Annotated in this window: 21 protein-coding genes; 12 read left to right on the top strand and 9 right to left on the bottom strand. The window is 62.2% G+C overall.

Annotation, left to right across the window (positions count from 1 at the left end; genetic code table 11):
* Window positions 1-9 precede the first annotated feature (9 nt).
* From KW846_RS20055 to KW846_RS20005, 11 genes are all read left to right on the top strand, one after another.
* Window positions 10-771, top strand: a complete 762-nt coding sequence (locus KW846_RS20055) for a quinoprotein dehydrogenase-associated SoxYZ-like carrier (protein ID WP_116582813.1) — start codon at window positions 10-12, stop codon at window positions 769-771.
* Window positions 772-787: 16 nt separating this feature from the next.
* Window positions 788-1,726: a quinoprotein relay system zinc metallohydrolase 1 gene (locus tag KW846_RS20050; RefSeq protein ID WP_218484588.1), complete on the top strand. Its 939-nt coding sequence runs from the start codon at window positions 788-790 to the stop codon at window positions 1,724-1,726.
* Window positions 1,727-1,999: 273 nt separating this feature from the next.
* Complete coding sequence (locus KW846_RS20045) at window positions 2,000-3,775, top strand: PQQ-dependent methanol/ethanol family dehydrogenase (RefSeq protein ID WP_104447410.1); 1,776 nt, start codon at window positions 2,000-2,002, stop codon at window positions 3,773-3,775.
* A gap of 241 nt (window positions 3,776-4,016) precedes the next feature.
* Window positions 4,017-5,537: an aldehyde dehydrogenase family protein gene (locus KW846_RS20040; RefSeq protein ID WP_015095428.1), complete on the top strand. Its 1,521-nt coding sequence runs from the start codon at window positions 4,017-4,019 to the stop codon at window positions 5,535-5,537.
* A gap of 243 nt (window positions 5,538-5,780) precedes the next feature.
* Entirely contained in the window at window positions 5,781-5,852 is a 72-nt protein-coding gene (gene pqqA, locus KW846_RS20035) for a pyrroloquinoline quinone precursor peptide PqqA (protein ID WP_003253598.1), read from the top strand.
* Window positions 5,853-5,907: 55 nt separating this feature from the next.
* Window positions 5,908-6,822, top strand: coding sequence for a pyrroloquinoline quinone biosynthesis protein PqqB (gene pqqB / locus KW846_RS20030; protein WP_218484586.1), 915 nt, complete (start codon window positions 5,908-5,910; stop codon window positions 6,820-6,822).
* A 123-nt stretch (window positions 6,823-6,945) separates the two neighbouring features.
* The gene (pqqC, locus tag KW846_RS20025; RefSeq protein WP_218474400.1) at window positions 6,946-7,698 is read left to right on the top strand and encodes a pyrroloquinoline-quinone synthase PqqC; all 753 of its coding nucleotides are present in this window, start codon (window positions 6,946-6,948) and stop codon (window positions 7,696-7,698) included.
* Entirely contained in the window at window positions 7,695-7,967 is a 273-nt protein-coding gene (pqqD, locus tag KW846_RS20020) for a pyrroloquinoline quinone biosynthesis peptide chaperone PqqD (protein WP_007972043.1), read from the top strand. Before pqqC ends, pqqD begins: the two co-directional genes overlap by 4 nt.
* The gene (gene pqqE / locus KW846_RS20015; RefSeq protein ID WP_218484584.1) at window positions 7,945-9,087 is read left to right on the top strand and encodes a pyrroloquinoline quinone biosynthesis protein PqqE; all 1,143 of its coding nucleotides are present in this window, start codon (window positions 7,945-7,947) and stop codon (window positions 9,085-9,087) included. Before pqqD ends, pqqE begins: the two co-directional genes overlap by 23 nt.
* 235 nt (window positions 9,088-9,322) lie before the next feature.
* Window positions 9,323-10,486 carry an alcohol dehydrogenase-like regulatory protein ErcA gene (gene ercA / locus KW846_RS20010; protein ID WP_007972176.1) on the top strand — a complete coding sequence of 388 codons (1,164 nt, stop codon included), beginning with the start codon at window positions 9,323-9,325 and terminating at the stop codon, window positions 10,484-10,486.
* Complete coding sequence (locus KW846_RS20005) at window positions 10,470-12,206, top strand: NahK/ErcS family hybrid sensor histidine kinase/response regulator (RefSeq protein WP_007972173.1); 1,737 nt, start codon at window positions 10,470-10,472, stop codon at window positions 12,204-12,206. The genes ercA and KW846_RS20005 overlap by 17 nt, the downstream gene beginning before the upstream one ends.
* On the opposite strand, the gene KW846_RS20000 is transcribed toward KW846_RS20005, so the two are convergent.
* The 6 genes from KW846_RS20000 to copC form a co-directional block, all read right to left on the bottom strand.
* Complete coding sequence (locus KW846_RS20000) at window positions 12,182-13,066, bottom strand: aldose 1-epimerase (protein WP_218484582.1); 885 nt, start codon at window positions 13,064-13,066, stop codon at window positions 12,182-12,184. The genes KW846_RS20005 and KW846_RS20000 overlap by 25 nt on opposite strands.
* 88 nt (window positions 13,067-13,154) lie before the next feature.
* On the bottom strand, window positions 13,155-14,042 hold the full coding sequence (locus KW846_RS19995; RefSeq protein ID WP_218484580.1) for an SMP-30/gluconolactonase/LRE family protein: 888 nt from the start codon (window positions 14,040-14,042) through the stop codon (window positions 13,155-13,157).
* 52 nt (window positions 14,043-14,094) lie between these two features.
* Window positions 14,095-14,919 carry an NAD(P)-dependent oxidoreductase gene (locus KW846_RS19990; RefSeq protein ID WP_116582821.1) on the bottom strand — a complete coding sequence of 275 codons (825 nt, stop codon included), beginning with the start codon at window positions 14,917-14,919 and terminating at the stop codon, window positions 14,095-14,097.
* 248 nt (window positions 14,920-15,167) lie between these two features.
* The gene (locus KW846_RS19985) at window positions 15,168-16,463 is read right to left on the bottom strand and encodes an OprD family porin (protein WP_218484578.1); all 1,296 of its coding nucleotides are present in this window, start codon (window positions 16,461-16,463) and stop codon (window positions 15,168-15,170) included.
* Between the two features lie 301 nt (window positions 16,464-16,764).
* A complete protein-coding gene (copD, locus tag KW846_RS19980; RefSeq protein ID WP_218484576.1) occupies window positions 16,765-17,622 on the bottom strand; it encodes a copper homeostasis membrane protein CopD in 858 nt (285 codons plus the stop codon).
* A 3-nt stretch (window positions 17,623-17,625) separates the two neighbouring features.
* A complete protein-coding gene (copC, locus tag KW846_RS19975; RefSeq protein WP_218484573.1) occupies window positions 17,626-17,991 on the bottom strand; it encodes a copper homeostasis periplasmic binding protein CopC in 366 nt (121 codons plus the stop codon).
* Between the two features lie 135 nt (window positions 17,992-18,126).
* On the opposite strand from copC, the gene KW846_RS19970 reads away from it, so the two are divergent.
* A complete protein-coding gene (locus KW846_RS19970) occupies window positions 18,127-18,747 on the top strand; it encodes a TetR/AcrR family transcriptional regulator (RefSeq protein WP_218484570.1) in 621 nt (206 codons plus the stop codon).
* 115 nt (window positions 18,748-18,862) lie between these two features.
* Here the strand turns inward: KW846_RS19970 and preA are convergent, their stop codons facing one another.
* The 3 genes from preA to hydA all read right to left on the bottom strand — a co-directional run bounded on the left by preA (window position 18,863) and on the right by hydA (window position 23,129).
* On the bottom strand, window positions 18,863-20,137 hold the full coding sequence (gene preA / locus KW846_RS19965; protein WP_218484567.1) for an NAD-dependent dihydropyrimidine dehydrogenase subunit PreA: 1,275 nt from the start codon (window positions 20,135-20,137) through the stop codon (window positions 18,863-18,865).
* Entirely contained in the window at window positions 20,138-21,505 is a 1,368-nt protein-coding gene (locus KW846_RS19960) for an NAD(P)-dependent oxidoreductase (protein WP_218484747.1), read from the bottom strand.
* 184 nt (window positions 21,506-21,689) lie between these two features.
* Window positions 21,690-23,129, bottom strand: coding sequence for a dihydropyrimidinase (hydA, locus tag KW846_RS19955; protein ID WP_218484566.1), 1,440 nt, complete (start codon window positions 23,127-23,129; stop codon window positions 21,690-21,692).
* Between the last annotated feature and the right edge of the window lie 149 nt (window positions 23,130-23,278).

Here is a 23,278-nt window from a genome sequence, read left to right as displayed (position 1 = left end):
GAGCAGGCGATGAAATGGCGAGGGAGTTGTCTGTTGGCCTGCTGGTTGAGCCTGGCGGCACAGGCTGGCGCGATCGATCCCGGCAAAGACCCGGTGCCATCGGTGATGTGGGCTTTCTATCACCAGCAGTTTCTGGGCAATGCGCCGTTCGTTTTCGATGAGCGGGTCAAGTTGCTGGCGCCGCCGTTTGCCGAAGACGCCCGGCAGGTGCCGCTGGAAATCGACGCCCGCGCGTTCAAGGGCGAAGTGGTAAGAATCCTCGCCTGGGCAGAACTGAATCCGTTGCCGAAAATCGTCGACTTCCAGCCGCTGGATTCGGTTTTGCCCTGGCTGTCGTTGCGCATTCGCATCGAACAGGCCACACCCCTGCGTGCGGCGGTGTTGACCCGTGACGGGCTGTGGCATGTCGGCTCGACCCTGATTGACGCCGCAGGTGGCGGTTGCACCGCGCCGAGTGTGGTGCGCACCCAGCCGGGCTGGGAGGAGCACATCGGCGAAGTGCTCGGCGGGCGCTATCCCCGGGACGGGTTCAGCCGAGTGCGTATGCAAGTGGCCCATCCCATGGACAACGGCATGGTCAGCGGCATTCCGGAATTCTTCATCAACCATGCCGAGCTGCGCGACCACAACGAGCACGTGCTGGCCCGGCTGGAGCTGTTCCCCGCCGTCAGCGAAAACCCCAACCTGGCCTTTGACATCGAGGGGGCAGGGCAAACGCGTCTGTTACTACGGGACAACAGCGGCAATGAGTTCGATGCGTCGATCCCCTGACCCCAAGGAGCGTGGCATGCGCTGGATCCTGTTGATGGTGTTAAGCGTCAGTCTGCCGGCCCTGGCCGATCTCGACTACTCACTCAAGCCCCGGCAGATCGCCCGGGACACCTGGCTGCTGGAAGGCAGCACCGATAATTTCGCCAAGGCCAATGGCGGCAACATCGTCAACACCGCGTTTATCGTCACTGAACGCGGTGTGGTGGTGATCGACACCGGGCCGTCCCGGCGTTACGGCGAAGCGATGCGCAAGGCCATCGCCGCCACCACCGACAAGCCGGTGATCGAGGTCTTGCTGACCCATCACCACCCGGACCATGTGCTGGGCAATCAGGCCTTCACCGACGTGCCGATCGGCGCCCTGGCCGGCACCACCGAGCTGTTGCACCGGCAAGGCGATGCCATGGCCGAGAATATGTACCGGATGGTCGGCGACTGGATGCGTGGCACCGAAGTGGTGTTGCCGACGCAGACGCTGACACCCGGCGTGAAAAGTTTTGGGAATCACGATCTGCGTCTGCTGAGCCTGGGTGGGCATACGGGCGCGGATCTGGCTATTCTCGACCAGCAAACCGGCGTGCTGTATGCCGGGGACCTGGTGTTTTATCAGCGGGCACTGACCACGCCCAACAGTCCGGGGCTGTCAGTGTGGCTGGCGGACATCGCGACCCTCCAAGGTTTGCCCTGGACGCAGGTCGTGCCGGGCCATGGGCCGGTGGCCAGCGATCGTCAACCCTTCGAGCAGATGCGCGATTACCTGACCTGGCTCGATCAGCTCATGCGCGACGGCGCGGCCAATGGCAGTGATATGGCCGAGATGATCCGCAGCCCCATCCCCGAACGCTTCGCCGGGATCAACCTGAGCCGTTATGAACTGATCCGCAGCGTCAGTCATCTGTATCCGCGCTATGAGCGCGAGCGGATGACGCGGGTGGATTCCCCCGCAAACAACTGACCCACCCCGATCTAATGTGGGAGCGGGCTTGCTCGCGAAGGCGGAGTGTCAGGCGACATTGATGTTGAATGTGCCGGCCTCTTCGCGAGCAAGCCCGCTCCCACAGGGGGGGCTGCGTCAGGTACAAAATCGTTGCTCATCTCTCCCACCCTGTACCAAGGAACTAGCAATCTCCTCATTGCGGGCAATTGTTGCCAGGGCGGCTGCGCCCAAGAATCTGCACCAGACCGGGAAAATTTCCGGACATAACAAAAATCCGCAGAGGAAGCCGTCATGACTCAACCCGCACGTCGCCAGCCCTTCGTCCTGAGCCTGCTGCTCAGTGCCATGCTGTTGTCCGGCCAGGCATTGGCCGGGGTTTCCGACCAGGACATTCTCCAGGACCCGAAGAACCCGGAACAGGTCGTGACCAACGGCCTCGGCGTTCAAGGGCAGCGCTATAGCCCGCTGGATATTCTCAACGTCGACAACGTCAAGGAACTGCGCCCGGCCTGGGCGTTTTCCTTCGGCGGTGAAAAACAGCGGGGCCAGCAGGCGCAGCCGATGGTCAAGGACGGCGTGATGTATATGACCGGTTCCTACTCCCGGGTCTTCGCCGTGGATGCGCGTACCGGCAAGAAACTCTGGCAATACGATGCGCGCCTGCCCGATGACATCCGCCCTTGCTGCGACGTGATCAACCGTGGCGTCGCACTGTATGGCGACCTGGTGATTTTCGGCACCCTCGACGCCAAACTCGTGGCGCTGAACAAGGACACCGGCAAGGTGGTGTGGAGCAAGAAAGTCGCCGACCACAAGGAAGGCTACTCGATCAGCGCCGCGCCGCTGGTGATCAACGGCAAGCTGATTACCGGCGTGGCCGGTGGCGAGTTCGGGGTGGTGGGCAAGATCGAGGCCTACGATCCGAAAAACGGTGATCTGCTGTGGACCCGGCCGACGGTCGAAGGCCATATGGGCTATGTCTACAAGGACGGCAAAGCGGTGGAAAACGGCATCTCCGGCGGCGAGGCGGGCAAGACCTGGCCGGGCGATCTGTGGAAAACCGGCGGTGCAGCCCCCTGGCTTGGCGGGTATTACGACCCGGAAACCAACCTGCTGCTGTTCGGTACCGGCAACCCGGCGCCGTGGAACTCGCACCTGCGCCCTGGCGACAACCTCTACTCCTCGTCGCGCCTGGCGCTCAACCCGGACGACGGCACCATCAAATGGCACTTCCAGAGCACGCCCCACGACGGTTGGGACTACGACGGCGTGAACGAGCTGGTGTCGTTCAACTACAGCGAAGGCGGCAAGGAAATCAAGGCGGCGGCCACGGCCGACCGTAACGGTTTCTTCTACGTGCTGGATCGTACCAACGGCAAATTCATCCGTGGCTTCCCGTTCGTGGACAAGATCACCTGGGCCACCGGCCTGGATAAGGACGGCCGGCCGATCTACAACGAAGCCAGCCGTCCCGGCGCCCCGGGTTCGGAAGTCAAGGGCAGCTCAGTATTCGTAGCACCGGCGTTCCTCGGTGCGAAAAACTGGATGCCGATGGCCTACAACCGGGACACCGGGTTGTTCTATGTGCCGTCCAACGAATGGGGCATGGACATCTGGAACGAAGGCATCGCCTACAAGAAAGGCGCGGCGTTCCTCGGTGCCGGCTTCACCATCAAACCGTTGAACGAAGACTACATCGGCGTGCTGCGGGCCATCGATCCGAAAACCGGCAAGGAAGTCTGGCGCCACAAGAACTACGCGCCGCTGTGGGGCGGAGTGCTGACCACCAAGGGCAACCTGGTGTTCACCGGCACGCCTGAAGGCTTCCTGCAGGCGTTCAACGCCAAGACCGGCGAAAAGGTCTGGGAATTCCAGACCGGTTCCGGCGTGCTCGGCTCGCCCATCACTTGGGAAATGGACGGCGAACAGTACGTCTCGGTGCTCTCCGGCTGGGGCGGCGCGGTACCGCTGTGGGGCGGCGAAGTGGCCAAGCGGGTGAAGGACTTCAACCAGGGCGGCATGCTCTGGACCTTCAAGCTGCCCAAGGACCTTGTAGCCAAACACTGATCCCTTGTGGGAGCGAGCTTGCTCGCGATGTTCGTCAACGATAACGCTGGAAACCTGATACCCCGCGGCGTTCTCGGGTTCATCGCGAGCAAGCTCGCTCCTACAGTGATCTGTGTGAAACCTACGACCAAATAACGAGAGCCCCTCCTGCCAACGACGCATTCGTCTGGCACGCGGGGCTCTCTAGTATCGGCTCATCGCCTGTCAGTACGACAGGCATCGACCCAGACAGAGGCCCACCATGATCTACGCACAACCCGGAACCCCAGGCGCCGTCATTACCTTCAAACCGCGCTACGGCAACTTCATCGGTGGCGAGTTCGTTGCCCCGATCAATGGCGAGTACTTCACCAACACCTCGCCGGTCAATGGTGAAGTGATCGCCGAGTTCCCGCGCTCCAGCGCCGCCGACATCGACAAGGCCCTCGACGCCGCCCATGCCGCTGCCGACGCCTGGGGCAAGACCTCGGCCCAGGACCGCTCCCTGGTGCTGCTGAAAATCGCCGACCGCATCGAGCAGAACCTTGAGGTCCTGGCCGTCACCGAAACCTGGGACAACGGCAAGGCCGTGCGCGAAACCCTGAACGCCGACGTACCGCTGGCGGCCGACCACTTCCGTTACTTCGCCGGCTGCATCCGTGCCCAGGAAGGTGGGGCTGCCGAGATCAACGAGCTGACCACGGCCTATCACTTCCATGAGCCTCTGGGCGTAGTCGGGCAGATCATTCCGTGGAACTTCCCGCTGCTGATGGCCGCCTGGAAACTCGCCCCGGCGCTCGCCGCCGGCAACTGCATCGTGCTCAAGCCTGCCGAGCAAACGCCGCTGTCGATCATGGTGTTCGCCGAGCTGATCGCTGACCTGCTGCCCGCGGGCGTACTCAACATCGTCCAGGGCTTCGGTCGCGAAGCCGGCGAGGCCCTGGCCACCAGCAAGCGCATCGCCAAGATCGCCTTCACCGGTTCGACCCCGGTGGGCGCGCACATCATGCATTGCGCCGCCGAGAACATCATCCCGAGCACCGTCGAACTGGGTGGCAAGTCGCCGAACATCTTCTTCGAAGACATCATGAACGCGGAGCCGGCGTTCATCGAAAAAGCCGCCGAAGGCCTGGTGCTGGCGTTCTTCAACCAGGGCGAAGTCTGCACCTGCCCGTCCCGGGCACTGGTGCAAGAGTCGATCTACGAGCCGTTCATGGCCGAGGTGATGAAGAAGATCGCCAGGATCAAGCGCGGCAACCCGCTGGACACCGAGACCATGGTTGGCGCCCAGGCGTCCGAGCAGCAATACGACAAGATCCTCTCGTACCTGACCATTGCCCAGGAGGAGGGCGCCGAGCTGCTCACCGGCGGCGCGGCCGAACGCCTGGAAGGCGACCTGTCCAGCGGTTACTACATCCAGCCGACCCTGCTCAAGGGCCACAACAAGATGCGCGTGTTCCAGGAAGAAATCTTCGGTCCGGTGGTGGGTGTCACCACCTTCAAGGACGAAGCCGAAGCCCTGGCGATTGCCAACGACAGCGAGTTCGGCCTCGGCGCCGGCCTGTGGACCCGCGACATCAACCGCGCCTATCGCATGGGCCGGGCGATCAAGGCCGGACGGGTGTGGACCAACTGCTACCACCTGTACCCGGCGCATGCGGCGTTCGGCGGGTACAAGAAGTCCGGCGTCGGCCGGGAAAACCACAAGATGATGCTCGATCACTATCAGCAGACGAAAAACCTGCTGGTGAGCTACGACATCAATCCGCTGGGGTTCTTCTAACCCACTGAATGCACACAATCCCTGTAGGAGCTGCCGAAGGCTGCGATCTTTTGATCTTGGAATACACAATCAAAAGATCGCAGCCTTCGGCAGCTCCTACAGGGGTTTGTGTGTGTTTCATGTATACGGTTACCCCCTACCAAATCCCCCCCAAACCTCCTTCGAAAGTAGCATTCGGCCCCCCGACCCACCGTGTATTAATGGCTCTACCGGAATCACCCGGCACAAGAAGAGGAATGACCCATGTGGACTAAACCCGCGTTTACCGATCTGCGCATTGGCTTCGAAGTGACGATGTATTTCGCCAACCGTTGAATGATCACCCGGCCAGCCGATGGGTTGGCCGGACCTGCCTCCTGGAGCATCCGCCATGCACATCCGCGTTCTCGGTTCCGCCGCTGGCGGTGGTTTTCCGCAGTGGAACTGCAACTGCCGCCAGTGCGCCGGTGTGCGCAATGGCAGCCTGCGGGCCCAGCGTCGTACGCAGTCGTCGATTGCCTTGAGTGACAACGGTGTGGAGTGGGTGCTGTGCAACGCGTCACCGGACATTCGCGCGCAACTCGAAAGTTTTGCACCACTGCAACCGGCGCGGCGCCTGCGTGACAGCGCCATCGCCGGCATCGTGCTGCTGGACAGCCAGATCGACCATTGCACCGGTTTGCTCAGTCTGCGCGAAGGCTGCCCCCATGACGTCTGGTGCACCGAGCGCGTGCATCAAGACCTGAGCAGCGGTTTCCCGTTGTTCAACATGCTCGGCCACTGGAACGGCGGTCTGCAATGGCAACCGATCGGCCTCGATCGCCAGCCGTTCGGCATAGCGGCCTGCGGGCATTTGCAATTTCGCGCGATTCCTCTGGTGAGCAACGCGCCGCCGTATTCGCCCAATCGCGGCAACCCGCAACCGGGCGACACCATTGGCCTGTTCGTTGAAGACCTGCGCAGCGGCGCGTCGCTGTTCTATGCGCCGGGCCTTGGCCGAATCGACGATGAAGTGCTGGGCTGGATGCAGCGTGCCGATTGCCTGCTGCTGGACGGCACCCTGTGGCGCGACGACGAGATGCGTCTGTGCGAAGTCGGCCAGAGCCTGGGCAGCGAAATGGGGCACCTCCCGCAAAGCGGCCCCGGCGGGATGCTGGACGTGCTGGAGGGTTTCAACCGCCAGCGCAAGGTGCTGATCCACATCAACAACACCAATCCCATTCTCGATGAAGACTCGGCCGAGCGGGCTTTGCTGGAGCGGCGGGGGATCGAAGTGGCATACGACGGCATGAGTATTGAGCTGTAGCGAAGGACGCCTTCGCGGGCAAGCCCGCTCCCACAGGTTTTGTGGACACTGCCGAACCCTGTGGGAGCGGGCTTGCCCGCGAAGAGGCCGGATCAGACACCGAAGATTCCCCGGAGACCCGCAATGACCGACACCCCCCTGTCCCCCAGCGAATTCGAAGCCGCCCTGCGCGCCAAGGGCGCCTACTACCACATCCACCATCCTTTCCATCAAGCCATGTACGCCGGCCGCGCCAGCCGCGAGCAGATCCAGGGCTGGGTCGCCAATCGCTTCTACTATCAGATCAACATTCCCCTGAAGGACGCCGCGATTCTCGCCAACTGCCCGGACCGCGACGTGCGCCGCGAGTGGCTGCAACGGATTCTCGACCACGACGGCGCTCCCGGCAGCGAGGGCGGAATCGAAGCCTGGCTGCGCCTGGGCGAAGCCGTGGGCCTTGATCGCGAGCAGATCCTCTCCCAGGAGCTGGTGCTGCCTGGCGTGCGTTTCGCGGTGGACGCCTACGTCAATTTCGCCCGTCGCGCCTGCTGGCAGGAAGCGGCCAGCAGCTCGCTGACCGAACTCTTTGCCCCACAGATCCATCAGTCTCGACTCGACGCCTGGCCGACCCATTACCCGTGGATCGACGCCGCCGGCTACGACTATTTCCGCACGCGCCTGAGCCAGGCGCGGCGCGATGTCGAGCATGGGTTGCGCATCACCCTGGCGCACTACGTGACGGCCGAGGGGCAACAACGCATGCTGGAGATCCTGCAGTTCAAGCTCGACGTGCTGTGGAGCATGCTCGATGCCATGAGCATGGCCTACGAACTTGCGCGCCCGCCGTATCACACGGTTACCGGCGACAATGTCTGGCACCGGGGGATCGCCCTGTGAGCCTGATCGACCGCCAGCAGTCACCGGCCTTGCGTCGCGGTTTTCGTCTGCAATGGGAGCCCCGTCAGGACTGCCATGTGCTGCTGTACCCCGAAGGCATGATCAAGCTCAACGCCAGTGCCGGGCAGATTCTCGACCTGGTGGATGGCCAGCGCAGTGTGGCGGCGATCATTGAGCGATTGAGCGCGAATTTCCCCGGCGTACCCGGGATCGACGAAGATGTGCTGGCGTTTCTGGAGGTGGCCCATGCGCAATTCTGGATCGAGTGAGACGCTGCCCGGACCGCCGTTGTGGCTGCTCGCCGAGCTTACTTACCGCTGCCCGTTGCAGTGCCCCTATTGCTCCAATCCGTTGGATTTTGCCCGGCACGGCGAGGAACTGAGCACACAAGAATGGATTCGCGTATTCCGCGAGGCGCGGGACATGGGTGCCGCGCAGTTGGGCTTTTCCGGCGGTGAGCCATTGGTGCGCCAGGACCTCGCCGAACTGATCAAGGCCGCCCGGGACATGGGCTACTATACCAATCTGATCACCTCCGGCATCGGCCTGACCGAGCAGAAGGTGCGCGACTTCAAGGTGGCCGGGCTGGACCATATCCAGATCAGCTTCCAGGCCGCCGACGAAGCGGTGAACAACATGCTCGCCGGTTCGCGCAAGGCCTTTGCCCAGAAGCTCGCCATGGCCCGTGCGGTGAAAGCCCAGGGCTATCCGATGGTGCTGAACTTCGTCACCCATCGGCACAACATCGACCGGATCGCGCAGATCATCGAGCTGTGCCTGGAGCTGGAAGCGGACTTTGTCGAATTGGCCACCTGCCAGTTCTATGGCTGGGCTGAACTCAACCGCGTCGGCCTGCTGCCCACTCGTGAACAATTGCAGCGTGCCGAGCGCATCACTAACCAATACCGCGAACGCCTTGAAGCCCAGGGCCACCCGTGCAAGCTGATCTTCGTCACCCCGGACTACTACGAGGAACGTCCCAAGACCTGCATGAACGGCTGGGCCAACCTGTTTCTCGACATCACCCCCGACGGCACGGCCTTACCTTGCCACAGCGCCCGGCAGTTGCCGGTAGCGTTTCCCAACGTGCGCGAGCACAGCCTCTCGCACATCTGGAACGACTCGTTCGGCTTCAATCGTTTTCGCGGCGACGACTGGATGAAGGAGCCGTGCCGCTCCTGCGACGAAAAGCACAAGGACCTGGGCGGGTGCCGCTGCCAGGCCTTCATGCTGACCGGCGATGCCGCCAATGCCGACCCGGTGTGCAGCAAGTCCCCGCACCACGGGGTGATCCTCAAGGCCCGCGAGGAAGCGGAGGCGCCGGGGCTGGGGATGGAGCATCTGACATTGCGCAACGCGAAGGCTTCGCAGCTGATCTACCGCAGCTAGTCTGGCGACACAGATCCTCTGTGGGAGCGGGCTTGCTCGCGAAAGCGGTGGGTCAGGCAATATAAATGTTGAATGTTAAGGCCTCTTCGCGAGCAAGCCCGCTCCCACACGGGATCTGCGGTGAATTCGAATGTGAGTACACTCCTGGCAGTGCTACCCATTGGTCTGATTGCATTCACAGCAGGATGGTTTAGTGTGGTTTCTACCTTCCAAAACAATAAAAACAGGCTTTCCAATGAGCCAGAGTCTCAACCAGCTGCGCAAGTTCGTTTCTCCTGAAATCATCTTCGGTGCCGGCAGCCGCCACAGTGTCGGCAATTACGCCAAGACCTTTGGCGCACGCAAGGTCCTGGTGGTCAGTGATCCCGGCGTGATCGCCGCCGGTTGGGTCGCCGATGTCGAGGCCAGCCTGCAGGCGCTGGGCATCGAGTACTGCCTGTACAGCGATGTCTCGCCGAACCCTCGGGTTGAAGAGGTGATGCTCGGTGCCGAGATGTACCGGGAAAACCACTGCGACGTGATCGTCGCCGTGGGTGGCGGCAGCCCGATGGACTGCGGCAAGGGCATCGGCATTGTCGTCGCCCATGGCCGCAGCATTCTCGATTTCGAGGGCGTGGACACCATCCGCGTGCCCAGCCCGCCGCTGATCCTGATTCCGACCACTGCCGGCACCTCGGCCGATGTCTCGCAATTCGTGATCATTTCCAACCAGCAGGAGCGCATGAAGTTCTCCATCGTCAGCAAGGCCGTGGTGCCGGACGTTTCGCTGATCGACCCGGAAACCACCCTGAGCATGGATCCGTTCCTGTCGGCCTGCACCGGCATCGACGCCTTGGTGCATGCCATCGAAGCCTTCGTGTCCACCGGCCACGGGCCGTTGACCGATCCTCATGCGCTGGAGGCGATGCGCCTGATCAATGGCAACCTGGTGCAGATGATCGCCAACCCGAGCGACATTGCCCTGCGCGAGAAGATCATGCTCGGCAGCATGCAGGCCGGGCTGGCGTTCTCCAACGCCATCCTGGGCGCCGTGCATGCCATGTCCCACAGCCTCGGCGGCTTTCTCGATCTGCCCCACGGCCTGTGCAACGCGGTGCTGGTCGAGCATGTGGTGGCCTTCAATTACAACTCGGCGCCGGAGCGCTTCAAGGTAATCGCCGAGACGTTCGGCATCGACTGCCGGGGCCTGAATCACCGGCAGATCTGCGGGCGCCTGGTCGAACACCTGATCGCCCTCAAGCACGCCATCGGCTTTCACGAAACCCTCGGTTTGCATGGCGTCAGGACCTCGGACATTCCGTTCCTGTCGCAGCATGCGATGCACGATCCGTGCATCCTGACCAACCCGCGCGAATCCAGCCAGCGCGATGTCGAGGTCGTCTATGGCGAAGCCCTCTGACGAGCAACAACGGGCCCTGACCGGGCTGCTGGGGCTGGGCAGCCATTCGGCGCGCAAGAGTCATTATCCGGAACTGGCCGCGCGCCTGGATGATCTGGAAGCCGAGCGCAACCGCTACAAGTGGCTGTTCGAAAACGCGGTGCACGGGATCTTCCAGGCCAGCCTGCACGATGGCATGCGCGCCGCCAACCCGGCGCTGGCACACATGCTCGGCTACCAGGACCCGCAGGAGGTGCTGTTCTCCCTGACCGACCTGGGCAGCACCCTGTTCGTGGACGGCGCGCAGGAACTGGAAGCCATCGGCGAAATCCTCAGGCACCAGCGCAGCCTGCACGGCTATGAAACCCGCTTGCGGCGCAAGGACGGTAGTCACCTGGATGTGTTGATGAACCTGCTGCTCAAGCCCGGCCAGGAAGGCCTGGTGGAGGGGTTCGTCTCCGATATCACCGAGCGCAAGCTGGCCCAGCGACGCCTGCAGCAACTCAACGACGAACTGGAGCAGCGCGTCGTCGCGCGCACCGATGAATTGCTCGAAGCCAACCGTAACCTTCAGCAGCAGATCACCCAGCGTAAACAGATTGCCAAGGCCTTGCGCGATGCCCGCGATGCCGCCGAGGCCGCCAACCACAGCAAGGACAAATACCTCGCCGCCGCCAGCCACGACCTGCTGCAACCGCTGAACGCCGCGCGGTTGCTGATTTCGACTTTGCGCGAACGCAAGTTGCCGGAAGCCGAGCAGGTGCTGGTGGAACGCACTCACCAGGCCCTGGAAGGGGCCGAAGACCTGCTGACGGATCTGCTGGACATTTCCCGGCTCGATCAGGCCGCGGTCAAGCCGGACATCGCGTTGTACCGCCTCGACGAACTGCTGGGGCCTCTGGTGTCGGAGTTCCAGTCCGTCGCCCAGGCCGCCGGCTTGAATCTGCGGGTGCACATGGCCGATTACGCCATCAGCACCGACTTGCGCCTGATGACGCGGATCCTGCGCAACTTCCTCAGCAATGCCTGCCGCTACACCGATGACGGCAGCATCCTGCTGGCGGCAAGGCGTCGGGGCGAGATGTTGCGCCTGGAGGTCTGGGACACCGGGCGTGGCATCGCCGCCGACCGGCTCGATTCGATCTTCCTCGAGTTCAACCAACTGGACGTCGGCCGCGCTGCCGACCGCAAGGGCGTGGGCCTGGGGTTGGCGATTGTCGAGCGCATCGCCAAGATCCTTGGCTACAGGATTGGCGTTCACTCGTTGCCGGGGCGGGGTTCGATGTTCAGCATCGAGGTGCCGTTATCCGATGAGGTTCCATTGCCCGTGAGCCAGGCGGTGCCACAGCCGGGCACCGGCAACCCGTTGCCGGGACGCCGTTTATTGGTGATCGACAACGAAGTGAGCATTCTCCAGAGCATGGGCGCGTTGCTCGGGCAGTGGGGCTGCGAGGTTCTGGTCGCCACCGATGAAGCGGCTGCGCTGGCGGCGTTAGGCGGGCAGGCGCCGGAACTGATTCTCGCGGACTACCACCTCGATCACGGGGTGGTCGGCTGTGATGTGGTGCGACATTTGCGTGAGCATTTCCACCAGGACATTCCCGCGGTGATCATTACTGCCGACCGCACCGACCATTGTCGGCGTGCGTTGCAGCGGCTCAACGCGCCCTTGTTGAACAAACCGGTGAAGCCCGGCAAGTTGCGAGCGGTGCTGAGTCAACTGTTGGGGGCATCAGCCTGAAACGGCCGATACTGCAGGGTCAAGCCCAGTTCGATGGCTTGACCTTGCTCCAGCAAGCGCAACCCCGGCCGGCCGGGCAGGTGGTGCGCGTTGACCGGGTGGCTCACCGGTTCGATGCAGAAAAATTCCAGGCCCACGGGGCAGTAGAGCAGGTAGTAATCGCTGCCGGTGGCCTGGCAGTCCAGTTCGTATCCGAGGTCAGGCTGGCGGATCAGGCAGTGGCCGTTCCATTCGCAGAAGCCGTTGTCCACGAGCGATTCGGGCAATGGCTTGAGCTGCTGAAAATCCCACTCGACCGGCAATGCGCTGAGTTGCGTCGGTAGTTTTTTCTCATTGCACAACCATACCTCGCGGGCCGTGGCCTGCAGTCGGGTGTGGGTGGTGCGTGGCAGATACGGATGCAGGCCCAGTCCATGCCAGGCCGCGTGTTCGGCCAGATGGGTGACGCTCAATTCGATGCTCAGCTTGCCCGCGTTCAAATGGAAACGTTGTCGGGCTCGATAAGCGAAGGGGGTTGTGCTGTCGAGTTGCAGGACCACTTCATTTTCCGACCGGGAAACCACATCCCACGCCTGCTGCCAGGCGCTGCCGTGAATCGGCAGGGGATCGGTGAGGCTGTTGGGTGTCAGTGCCAGCCAGCCATCGGGGCAGTCGAAGCCGCCTTCGGCGATGCGGTTGGACCAGGGCACCAAGGGAAAGCAGCCGAGCTTGCCGGGCAGGCCGGTGTTCAGGGCGTGCTCATCGGCGTGGCGCAGCAAGGGCTGGCCGCTGCTGCGCACGGTCCAGTTGACGATACTGGCGCCAATGTCGGGGGCGAGGGTGAGGTGGGTGAGGTCGTCTTCGAGTTCGAGCAGATTCATTGTTTTTCGTTCTGCGTTGGAAGGGTGGGAAAGATCGCAGCCTCGTTGCACTCGACAGCTCCTACAGGTGCAACGAGGCTGCGATCCGTCAGGACTTGAACAAAGGCTCAGGCAATCCCTTCACCCCGGGATCAAGGGCAAACACGCCACCGGCCAGCGACTGAACGTCATGGTCATCGCCGGGGCGAATCGAGGTCACGAAGAGGGTGTCCAGCCGACTGCCACCGAAGGCGCACATGCTGGGTTTTTTCACCGGTACGGCGAGGGAACGGTCGAGGCGTCCATCGGGGCTGAAACGGTGAATCAGGCCGGCATCGTTGGCGCAAATCCAGTAGCAGCCATCGGCGTCGACCGCCGCACCGTCGGGTCGACCTTCGTGCCGGTTCATGTCAACGAACATGCGGCGGTTGGAAGGAGTGCCGGTTTCGATGTCGTAGTCGAAGGCCCAGATCTGCTGGACCTGCGGATGGGAGTCGGACAGATACATCGTGCGCCCGTCCGGGCTGAAGCCCAGGCCGTTGGGCACGATGAACCCGCCCAACCGGGAATCGAGTGGCCCGCGTTGCCCGGCGCTGTAGCGGTACAACCTGCCGTTGGCGGCGTTGGCGCCCATGTTCAGCACCATGCTGCCAGCCCAGAAGCGTCCTTGGCGATCGCAGCGGCCGTCGTTCAGGCGCATGTCGGCGCGGGCATGGTCGACGTGGGCCAAGGGTTCACTGTCGAGGCTGCCGTCGTTGCGCGGATGCAGGCGGAAGAACCCGCTTTCCATGCCGGCGACCCAGCCGCCGTCGGCATGACGCGCGATGCAAGCGAGCATCTCCGGGGTTTTCCAGGTATCTACCCGCCCGGTGTCGGCACTCCAGCGCTGTAAACCACCGGCGGGAATATCGACCCAGTACAGAGCGCTTTCCTCAGGCACCCAGACCGGGCTTTCACCGACTGCGTTACGGGCGTCGACAATCAATTCAGCTTGCATGGCAACTCATTCCCTTGGCTTTTGTTGTGGGGATCAAGCGGGGCGTGAAGGTTCAGTCACCGAACGGGCCGGCTACGCAAAAGGCGCCGCCCTGATACAGCCGCGCCGGGTCATCGGCGGCAGGCATCGGCTGGGCTTCGATTTTATCGCGGAACTGTTCGGAGCTGTCCTGCGCGACAAAACCCAGGGCTGTAGCGTAGCGGTTGTCCCACCAGACGTTCTTGTTGTCGGACACGCCGTAGACCACGGTGTGGCCGACGTTCGGGGTGTACAAGGCGCGTTCGAGCAGTTGCGTCAGGTCGCCGAAACTCAGCCAGGTGCTCATCATCCGCCGGTTGTGCGGCTCGGGGAACGAGGAGCCGATGCGCACGCTGACGGTCTCGATGCCATAGCGGTCGAAGTAGAACGTGGCCATGTCCTCGCCGTAGGACTTGGACAGGCCGTAGTAGCTGTCGGGGCGGCGAGGGGAGTGGGCGTCGATGACTTCGTCCTGCCGGTAGAAGCCGATCACATGGTTGGAACTGGCGAAGATCACTCGCTTGACCCCGTGGCGGCGCGCGGCTTCGTAGATGTGGAATACGCCACAGATGTTGGCGCCGAGGATCTCTTCGAACGAGTGCTCGGTCGACACGCCGCCGAAGTGCAGGATCGCGTCCACGCCTTCGACCAGTTGATGCACCGCTTGCTTGTCGGCGAGGTCGCACGGCATCACTTCTTCGCGATCATCGATGGCGGGCGCGATGTCGGCGATGTCCGACAGGCGAATGACATTGGCGTAAGGGCGCAGGCTTTCGCGCAGGACTTTGCCGAGGCCACCGGCGGCGCCGGTCAGCAGCAGGCGGTTGAAAGGGGGGCGGGCGGTTGCTGTGGTCGTCATGGGAATCCTGGGTGCGCTGTTATTGGTTTGTTGTAGGTTGTCGTATGACTTGGATGAAGTATCGTTAGGGTCTCCGCTGCTTGTCAACGCGGCATGGGTGGAAATTGACGGAGGGTCGTTCCTATTCGCTGAACTGAAATACCCTCCTGTGGGAGCGGGCTTGCTCGCGAAGGCGGAGTGTCAGTTAACAACATATCGACTGACACTCCGCCTTCGCGAGCAAGCCCGCTCCCACAGTGGTTCTGTGTTTACAGGAGGCTGATCGGATAGCTGATGAAAATGCGGTTTTCATCGAATTCGTTGGTGCTGAAACTCTTGCGGATACTCGCGTTACGCCATTTCACGTTGAGGTTTTTCAGCACACCGCTTTGCACCGTGTAGGCCAGTTCGGATTCGCGGCCCCATTCCTTGCCGTCGGTGATGGCGCCGGTGTGCACGTTGTCACCACTGATGTAGCGGTTCATCAGGGTCAGGCCGGGAATGCCGAGGGCGACGAAGTTGTAGTCGTGGCGCACCTGCCAGGATTTCTCCCGGGCGTTGTCATAGCTGGAGTTGTAGCTGTCGTTGGCCAGGGTGCCGCCACTGGTGCCATTGACCCGCATCCACACGTCGTCGCCGGTGAGTTTTTGCAGGCCGACATAGAAGGTGTTGCCGCCATATTTGGCCGAGAGCAGGGCAAACGCGGTCTTGTTGTCGAGGTCACCGGCCTTGGCGCTGCCGTCTTCCTTGCCGATGAAGTAACCCAGGTTGGCGCCCAGGGTCCAGTCGCCGACGGGCTGGCTGTGGGTCAGGTTGAAGTATTGCTGCTGGTAAATGTCGCTGAGCTCCGAGTACCAGACGCCGACCTGCGTGCGCTTTTCATTGAACGCGTATTCACCGCCGCCGAAGTTGAAACGGTCGGAGGTGAACGCCGTTTTTCCGTTCATGAACATGTCTTCCATGCTCGCGTCATTGCGTGGGCTGTTTTTCTGGAATTGACCGCCATACAGCGTCAGGCCGCTGATTTCGGCGGACGTCACCTGGGCGCCCTGGAAGGTCTGCGGCAGCGAACGACCGTCGTCGGAACGCAGGATCGGCAGCACCGGCATCCATTCACCGACTTTCAACTCGGTTTTCGAAATCTTGCCTTTGAGCGCCACGCCCAGGCGGCCGAAATTGTCGGCGGGGCGGCCGTCGTCGTGGATCGGCAACAGTTGCGTACCGCCAGTGCCCTTGCCGCCATCGAGCTTCTGCGAATACAGGCCCAGTACATCGACACCGAAACCCACGGTGCCCTGGGTGAACCCGGACCTGGCATCGAGTATGAAGTTTTGCGTCCACTCTTCAGCCTTGCCCTGGGGGTAGGCCGGGTTGGTGTAGTTGCGGTTGAAGTAGGCGTTGCGCAGGTTCAGCGTGGCCTTGGTGTCGTCGGTGAAACCTGCGGCCTGGGCGTTGATGGGCAAGACGAGGGCCAGCCCGCTGCAGCCGATCAGGCTCAGGGTATGACGACGAGAAAGGTTTGCACGCGAAGAACGGGCGGACGAATTACGGACGAGCTTGCTCACTGTGACGCTCCTTTGTTTCTTGTTTTTATTGTTGTCATACGTCGTCGTACAACATTGGGGGCGATATTTGCGGGATTTTGGGGGGTTGTCAATCGGAAGTTATACGATGACTTGGTGCCGGATGGATGACATGTTGTGGATGCGAGCTTTTGTGGCGAGGGGGCTTGCCCCCGTTGGGGCGCGCAGCGGCCCCTTGTGATTTTTCAAGCATACCGAGGAGTTCGCATTTACGACTGCTTCGCAGTCGAGCGGGGGCAAGCCCCCTCGCCACAAAAGGTGGGTCCCACAGAGGAATGGATTGTCAGCTGGAAATCATGGGGGGCAGGGTACCCAGCAGCGAGACCGCCGCCACTGCACCAAGCCCCAGCATCCACTCCAGCATCACGCTGGTGCGCAATGCTTGCAGGCGCTGCTCGCAATCATTGATCCGCAAGCGATTGAACAAGGCCAGGCCCAGCATCGTGGCCACCAACGTTGCCTTGATCAACAGGATCAGCGCAAACCCGCTGAACAACGGCGTCGGCCAGAACGCCCCGGTGAGCACCCTTACATTGATCAGCCCGGTGATCAGCAGCCCGGCGACGAGGCCGTAACCGACGCCGCTGAAACGCTGCAACATCATGCGGATCGAATGCCCCGCAGGCTGTCGCAGAATCATCACCAGCAACAACAGGCCGCCGAGCCAGGCACTCACGCAGAACAAGTGAATGAGTTGATTGAGGATCAGCAGCTGGCCTGCGCTGCCATCGAGCATGGCGCCGTGGCCGACCGGGGCCAGGGTGGCCAGCAGCAGGCCGCTGAGGCTCAGGCGCAGTGCGAGGCTTGCGCGCAAGGGTGTCAGCAGCAACGCCACCAGCGCGAGGTTGATCAGCAAATGCCAGCGCCAGGCCTGGCCGAAAAAGGTATTGCCCAGCACCAGGCCCAGGGTCGACGGATCGAAGGCCGCGTCCCAGGTTCCGGCCATGCTCGCGGTAATCAGCAACAACCAGCAGACCCCGCTGGCCAGCGCCACCACGGCCAGCCAACGGCAGGTGCGTGCCAGGCGCTGATCCAGTGTGTTTTCGTCACTGGATAGCAAGGGCCTGAACAGCCAGGCCCCGAACAGCATCAGCACCACGATGAAATGCAGGAAGCGACACAGCACCAGCGCACTCGCCATGAGTTACTGGCCAACCTTGAAGTCGTAGGCACCTTCGCTTTTGTGGGTATCGACCGATACCGCGTGCCATTCGACCTTGTAGGTACCGGCGGTCAACGGCGCGGCCGGGGTGACGATCAGGGTCTTCTTGTCGCTGCCTTCGGTGGTCAGTGCTTTGACCGTCACGGGTGCGCCATCCCGGGTCAGGGTGACTTTGGTAAAACTGGCCTCGATACCCTCGGAGAACTCCAGGCGCAACTGCATTGGCGCGGTCACGGTGCTGTCGGCGGCCGGTGTCTGGCTTTTCAGGTGGGCGTGGGCCAACACCGAAGAAGCGGCGAGCAGCGAGCCGAGCAGGGCAGCGACGGTCAGGGTTTTCTTCAGCAGCATCGTGGGTACCTCTGGCAGTTTCCAAGTGCGCAGAGTTTAGCTTTCCGACAGCGGCTGTACGAAGATTCGTTTTCCCCTGTCGCCGCAGTCCAGAGCGGATGCTAGTCTTGCTCAACGCTGTTGTCGGGGACCCGCATGGGCAATCACAAGATCGAGATTCGTCGCAGTAACGTCGAAAAAATCCTGCTGGGGGCGGAAAAGGTCTTCGCTGAAAAGGGCTTCGGCAGCACGGCCATGGCCGACATCGCCGCTGAAGTGCAACTGCCGCGTTCCAACCTGCATTACTACTTCAGCACCAAGACCGAACTGTACAGCGCGGTGCTGTTCGATTTGCTGGAAGTCTGGAAGCAGGACGCGCTGTGCTTCGAGATGTTCGACGACCCGCGCGTGGTGCTCAGCAGCTACATCCGCGCCAAGATGAACCATTCCCGCAGCCGGCCTCATGGTTCGAAAGTCTGGGCCAACGAAATCATCCACGGCGCACCGACCCTCGGCGCAGCGCTGGATGTGAGCCTGTACGACTGGGCCAAGATGAAGGAAGCGAAAATCCGCCAGTGGGTGGACGACAAACGCATCCTGCCGGTGGAGCCGTCGAGCCTGCTGTACATGATCTGGGCCTCGACCCAACACTATGCCGACTTCGATCACCAGGTGAATATTCTCAACGACCACCAGCCGCTGTCGGACATGCAATTTGAAAAAGCGGTGCAGACGGTGACCAGTGTGATTTTGCGGGGGATAGGGTTGGAGCCTTGAGGTTTGTGGTGACTGTGCCGGCCTCTTCGCGAGCAAGCCCGCTCCCACATTGGAATGCATTTCAAATGTGGGAGCGGGCTTGCTCGCGAAGGCGTCGGTTCAGGCGCCGCTAATATCAAGGGCTGACGTGATACGGATTCCTCGGATCATGATTCCAGTCCAGGAACGGCTTGCCAGTCTCCACCGGCACCATCTCGATACAGTCCTGCACCGGGCAGGTGATCTGGCACAGGTTGCAGCCCACGCACTCCTCATCGATCACCTGGTACTTGTGCGTGCCATCCGCTTGCTTGAAGCTGGCCACGGCCTGGTGCGAGGTGTCCTCACAGGCAATGTGGCAACGACCACAGCCGATGCACGCCTCCTGGTCGATTTTCGCGATCACCTGGTAGTTGATGTCCAGGTACTTCCAGTCCGTGGTGTTGCCCACCGCGCGCCCGGAAAATTCCGCGACGCTGGCGTAGCCCTGACTGTCCATCCAGCGTGACAAACCGTCCTTCATGTCTTCGACAATCCGGAAGCCATGCAGCATCGCCGCCGTGCACACCTGCACCGCGCCGCTGCCCAACGCGATGAATTCCGCGGCGTCGCGCCAGTTGCCGATGCCGCCAATGCCGCTGATCGGCAGACCTTGGGTCTGCGGGTCACGGGCGATTTCGGCGACCATGTTCAAGGCAATCGGCTTGACGGCCGAGCCACAGTAACCGCCATGGGTGCTTTGGCTGCCGACTATGGGGTTGGCCACCATGCGTTCGAGGTTGACGCTGGTGATAGAGTTGATGGTGTTGATCAGCGACACCGCATCGGCACCGCCACGGTGGGCCGCGCGGGCGGCGACGCGGATGTCGGTGATGTTCGGCGTGAGCTTGACGATCACCGGCAGCGAGCAATAGGTCTTGCACCAGCGGGTGACCTGTTCCACGTATTCCGGCACCTGGCCGACCGCCGCGCCCATGCCGCGTTCCGGCATGCCGTGGGGGCAACCGAAGTTCAGTTCGATGCCGTCGGCGCCAGTGGCCTCCACCAGCGGCAGGATGTGTTTCCAGGATTCCTCGACGCAGGGCACCATCAAGGACACGATCAGCGCACGGTCCGGCCAGTCCTTTTTGACCTGGGTGATTTCCCGCAGGTTGATCTCCAGCGAGCGGTCGGTGATCAACTCGATGTTGTTAAAGCCCAGCACCTCCCTGTTCGCCCCGAAGTGCGCCGAGTAGCGTGAGGACACGTTTACCGCCGCCGGATCTTCCCCCAGGGTTTTCCAGACCACGCCGCCCCAGCCGGCCTCGAAGGCGCGGACCACGTTATAGGCTTTGTCGGTGGGTGGCGCGGAGGCCAGCCAGAACGGATTGGGTGCCTTGATGCCGGCGAAGACAATCGACAGATCGGCCATTTACGCAGCCTCCACGTTGAGCATCAGTTGAGTGTTGATCGCCTCGGCGGCGCGCTTGCCGTGTTGCACCGCTTGCACCGTCAGGTCTTGATCGAGACTGGTGCAGTCGCCGCCGGCATACACGCCGGGGATGCTGGTGCGCAGCTGTTCATCGACGGCGATGCGCTCACCCTGGCGCTTGAGTTCGCGTGCCAGCGGATCGGCGAGGGCGTCGCTGTCGAAGGACTGGCCGATGGCCTTGAAGATCGCGTCGGCAGCCAGCTCGAAGGTTTCACCGGTGGTTTGCAGGCGACCTTCGACCAGGTGGGTGCGGGCGAAACGCATGCCGCGCACCCGGCCGTGGTCATCGAGCAGCACTTCTTCAGGTTGCGCCCAGGTCATCAGCCGCACCTGATTGGCCTTGGCAATCTCCTGTTCGTGATGGGTGGCGCCCATGTCTTCGACGCCGCGCCGGTACACCAGATTCACGTCACGGGCGCCGAGACGGGCCATTTGCACGGCCATGTCGATGGCGGTGTTGCCTGCGCCGAGGACAATGCAATGGTCGGCCAGGGGCAATTGGCTCAGGTCATCGGCCTGGCGCAGTTCGCGGATGTAGTCGGTGGCGGCGAGCAGACCGGGCGCGTCTTCGTGGGCCAGGCCCAGTTGTTTGCTGGCGTTGAGCCCGAGGCCGAGGAACACCGCATCGAACTGTTGATGCAGTTCGCTGAGGGTCAGGTTGTCCCCGAGCTTGTGCCCGTGGCGGATTTCGATTCCGCCGATTTCCAGCAGGAACTCAAGCTCCCGTTGCGCGTAGTCGTCCACCAGTTTGTATTTGGCGATCCCATATTCATTGAGGCCGCCAGCCTTTTCCCGCGCCTCGAAAATCACCACGTCATGCCCGTGCATGGCGCTGCGGTGGGCGCAGGACAACCCCGCCGGACCGGCGCCCACCACGGCGATGCGTTTGCCGGTGGCGGCCGCACGCTGGAATGGGTGAGTACTGAAATGGGCGTTGTCCACGGCGTAGCGCTGCAACAGGCCGATCATGACTGGCGCGCATTCGTGGGCGTTGTTGCGCACGCAGGCTTGCTGGCAAAGGATTTCCGTCGGGCACACCCGGGCGCAACTGCCGCCGAGGATGTTGGCCGAGAGGATCTTCTGCGCGGCGCCTTGCACGTTGTCCTGCTGGATATTGCGGATGAACGAGGGAATGTCGATTTCGCTCGGACAGGCATTCACGCAGGGCGCGTCATAGCAATACAGGCAGCGCGAAGCTTCGAGCTGAGCCTGGCGCTCATTGAGTGGCGGTGCCAGATCGGTGAAATGGCCGGCGAGGGCGGCCGCATTCTCGACGGGATGCGGTAGGTGGTCCAGGGTCTTGATCACGGTGTTGGCCTCACGGTTATTTGAGGTGCTGCCTCTGAATGGGCATTGATTCAACTCGATCTCCTGTAGGAGCTGCCGAAGGCTGCGATCTTTTGACTTTGTTTTTTAGATCAAGATCAAAAGATCGCAGCCTTCGGCAGCTCCTACAGGGATCGCATTCCAAATGTGGGAGCGAAGGCCGCTCTCAGCGTTTCACTGCCGTCGGCTTGTGCAGCTCGGCCCGCTTGCTCAGCAAGTCAAACACAGCCGGGTACGCCGGCCGTTCGATGTAGCGCCCGGCGCCACGTTCGGCCCGCAGGTCGCCGTCGGCCCAGACCACGAGGCCCTGGCTGATGGTGTGGCTGGGCACGCCGCGCACGGTCTTGCCTTCGAAGATGTTGAAGTCCACCTGCTGATGGTGGGTCTTGGCGGAAATGGTCCGCGTGCCTTGTGGGTCCCACAGCACCAGGTCGGCATCGGCCCCCACGCGAATCGCGCCTTTGCGTGGGTAGAGGTTGAAGATCTTCGCCGTGTTGGTGGACGTCAGCGCGACGAATTGCTGCATCGAAAAGCGCCCGCTGTTCACCCCTTCATCCCACAACACTGCCATGCGGTCTTCGATGCCGGCGGTGCCGTTGGGGATCTTGCTGAAGTCGTCGCGGCCGGCGGCTTTTTGCTCGGCGCAGAAGCAGCAGTGGTCGGTGGCGGTGGTGTGCAGGTTGCCCGATTGCAGGCCATGCCAGAGCGCCTCTTGATGGCCGCGAGGACGGAACGGCGGGCTCATCACGTAACCGGCGGCGGTCTGCCAGTCCGGATCACGGTAGACACTGTCGTCCAGCAGCAGGTGCCCGGCCAGTACTTCGCCGTACACTGGCTGGCCCTTGCCGCGGGCGTAGGTGATTTCGTCGAGGGCCTCCTTGGTCGAGACGTGCACCAGGTACAGCGGCGTACCCAGGGTTTCGGCGATGCGGATCGCCCGGCTCGCGGCCTCGCCTTCAACCTGTGATGGCCGCGACAGCGGATGCGCTTCCGGCCCGGTGATGCCCTGGGCCATCAGCTTGCGTTGCAGGTGATAGACCAGTTCGCCGTTTTCCGCATGCACGGTCGGCACCGCGCCCAGTTCCAGGCAGCGTTCGAAACTCGCCACCAGGGTGTCATCGGCGGCCATGATCGCGTTCTTGTAGGCCATGAAATGCTTGAAGCTGTTGACGCCATGCTGGCTGACCAGTTCGGCCATTTCCTCGCGGACCTGGTCGCTCCACCAGGTGATGGCGACGTGAAAGCCGTAGTCCGACGCCGACTTCTCGGCCCAGCCGCGCCACTGGTGGAAGGCTTCAAGCAAGGATTGCTGCGGGTTGGGAATCACGAAGTCGATGATCGAGGTGGTGCCGCCGGCCAGTCCCGCCGCCGTGCCGCTGTAGAAGTCTTCGCTGGCCACGGTGCCCATGAAGGGCAGTTGCATGTGGGTGTGCGGGTCGATGCCGCCGGGCATCAGGTACTGGCCGCTGCCGTCGAGCACTTCCGTGCCTGCAGGGATATCGAGGTTTTCGCCGATGGCCTTGATCACGCCGTCTGCGCAATACACATCGGCGCGATAACTTTCATCATGGGTAATAACGGTGGCGCCACGGATCAACAGAGACATTCCGAGTTCCTCGCAGGCAATGACCGGCTTGTGCCGGCTCTAGATGTTTTATATGACGCCAGTGTCAACAGGTGTATTCCTGTCAGTGCTGTCAGGATTAAACGCTAGCTGCAGTTATTCGAATCGGCAAGAATATTTTTTATAAGCTT

Origin of the sequence: Pseudomonas sp. PDM32, assembly GCF_019219225.1 — a bacterium.
In the GTDB taxonomy this organism is placed as follows: Bacteria; Pseudomonadota; Gammaproteobacteria; order Pseudomonadales; family Pseudomonadaceae; genus Aquipseudomonas; species Aquipseudomonas laurylsulfatiphila.
Note: the sequence above shows the minus strand (reverse complement) of the source record. Positions and strands in the feature narration are given on the sequence as shown.

Excerpts from the sequence above, each read along its gene's own strand:
- KW846_RS20055 (WP_116582813.1), top strand. The coding sequence starts at position 10 with ATGAAATGGCGAGGGAGTTGTCTGTTGGCCTGCTGGTTGAGCCTGGCG.
- KW846_RS20050 (WP_218484588.1), top strand. The coding sequence starts at position 788 with ATGCGCTGGATCCTGTTGATGGTGTTAAGCGTCAGTCTGCCGGCCCTG.
- KW846_RS20045 (WP_104447410.1), top strand. The coding sequence starts at position 2,000 with ATGACTCAACCCGCACGTCGCCAGCCCTTCGTCCTGAGCCTGCTGCTC.
- KW846_RS20040 (WP_015095428.1), top strand. The coding sequence starts at position 4,017 with ATGATCTACGCACAACCCGGAACCCCAGGCGCCGTCATTACCTTCAAA.
- pqqB (WP_218484586.1), top strand. The coding sequence starts at position 5,908 with ATGCACATCCGCGTTCTCGGTTCCGCCGCTGGCGGTGGTTTTCCGCAG.
- pqqC (WP_218474400.1), top strand. The coding sequence starts at position 6,946 with ATGACCGACACCCCCCTGTCCCCCAGCGAATTCGAAGCCGCCCTGCGC.
- pqqE (WP_218484584.1), top strand. The coding sequence starts at position 7,945 with ATGCGCAATTCTGGATCGAGTGAGACGCTGCCCGGACCGCCGTTGTGG.
- ercA (WP_007972176.1), top strand. The coding sequence starts at position 9,323 with ATGAGCCAGAGTCTCAACCAGCTGCGCAAGTTCGTTTCTCCTGAAATC.
- KW846_RS20005 (WP_007972173.1), top strand. The coding sequence starts at position 10,470 with ATGGCGAAGCCCTCTGACGAGCAACAACGGGCCCTGACCGGGCTGCTG.
- KW846_RS20000 (WP_218484582.1), bottom strand. The coding sequence starts at position 13,066 with ATGAATCTGCTCGAACTCGAAGACGACCTCACCCACCTCACCCTCGCC.
- KW846_RS19995 (WP_218484580.1), bottom strand. The coding sequence starts at position 14,042 with ATGCAAGCTGAATTGATTGTCGACGCCCGTAACGCAGTCGGTGAAAGC.
- KW846_RS19990 (WP_116582821.1), bottom strand. The coding sequence starts at position 14,919 with ATGACGACCACAGCAACCGCCCGCCCCCCTTTCAACCGCCTGCTGCTG.
- copD (WP_218484576.1), bottom strand. The coding sequence starts at position 17,622 with ATGGCGAGTGCGCTGGTGCTGTGTCGCTTCCTGCATTTCATCGTGGTG.
- copC (WP_218484573.1), bottom strand. The coding sequence starts at position 17,991 with ATGCTGCTGAAGAAAACCCTGACCGTCGCTGCCCTGCTCGGCTCGCTG.
- KW846_RS19970 (WP_218484570.1), top strand. The coding sequence starts at position 18,127 with ATGGGCAATCACAAGATCGAGATTCGTCGCAGTAACGTCGAAAAAATC.
- preA (WP_218484567.1), bottom strand. The coding sequence starts at position 20,137 with ATGGCCGATCTGTCGATTGTCTTCGCCGGCATCAAGGCACCCAATCCG.
- hydA (WP_218484566.1), bottom strand. The coding sequence starts at position 23,129 with ATGTCTCTGTTGATCCGTGGCGCCACCGTTATTACCCATGATGAAAGT.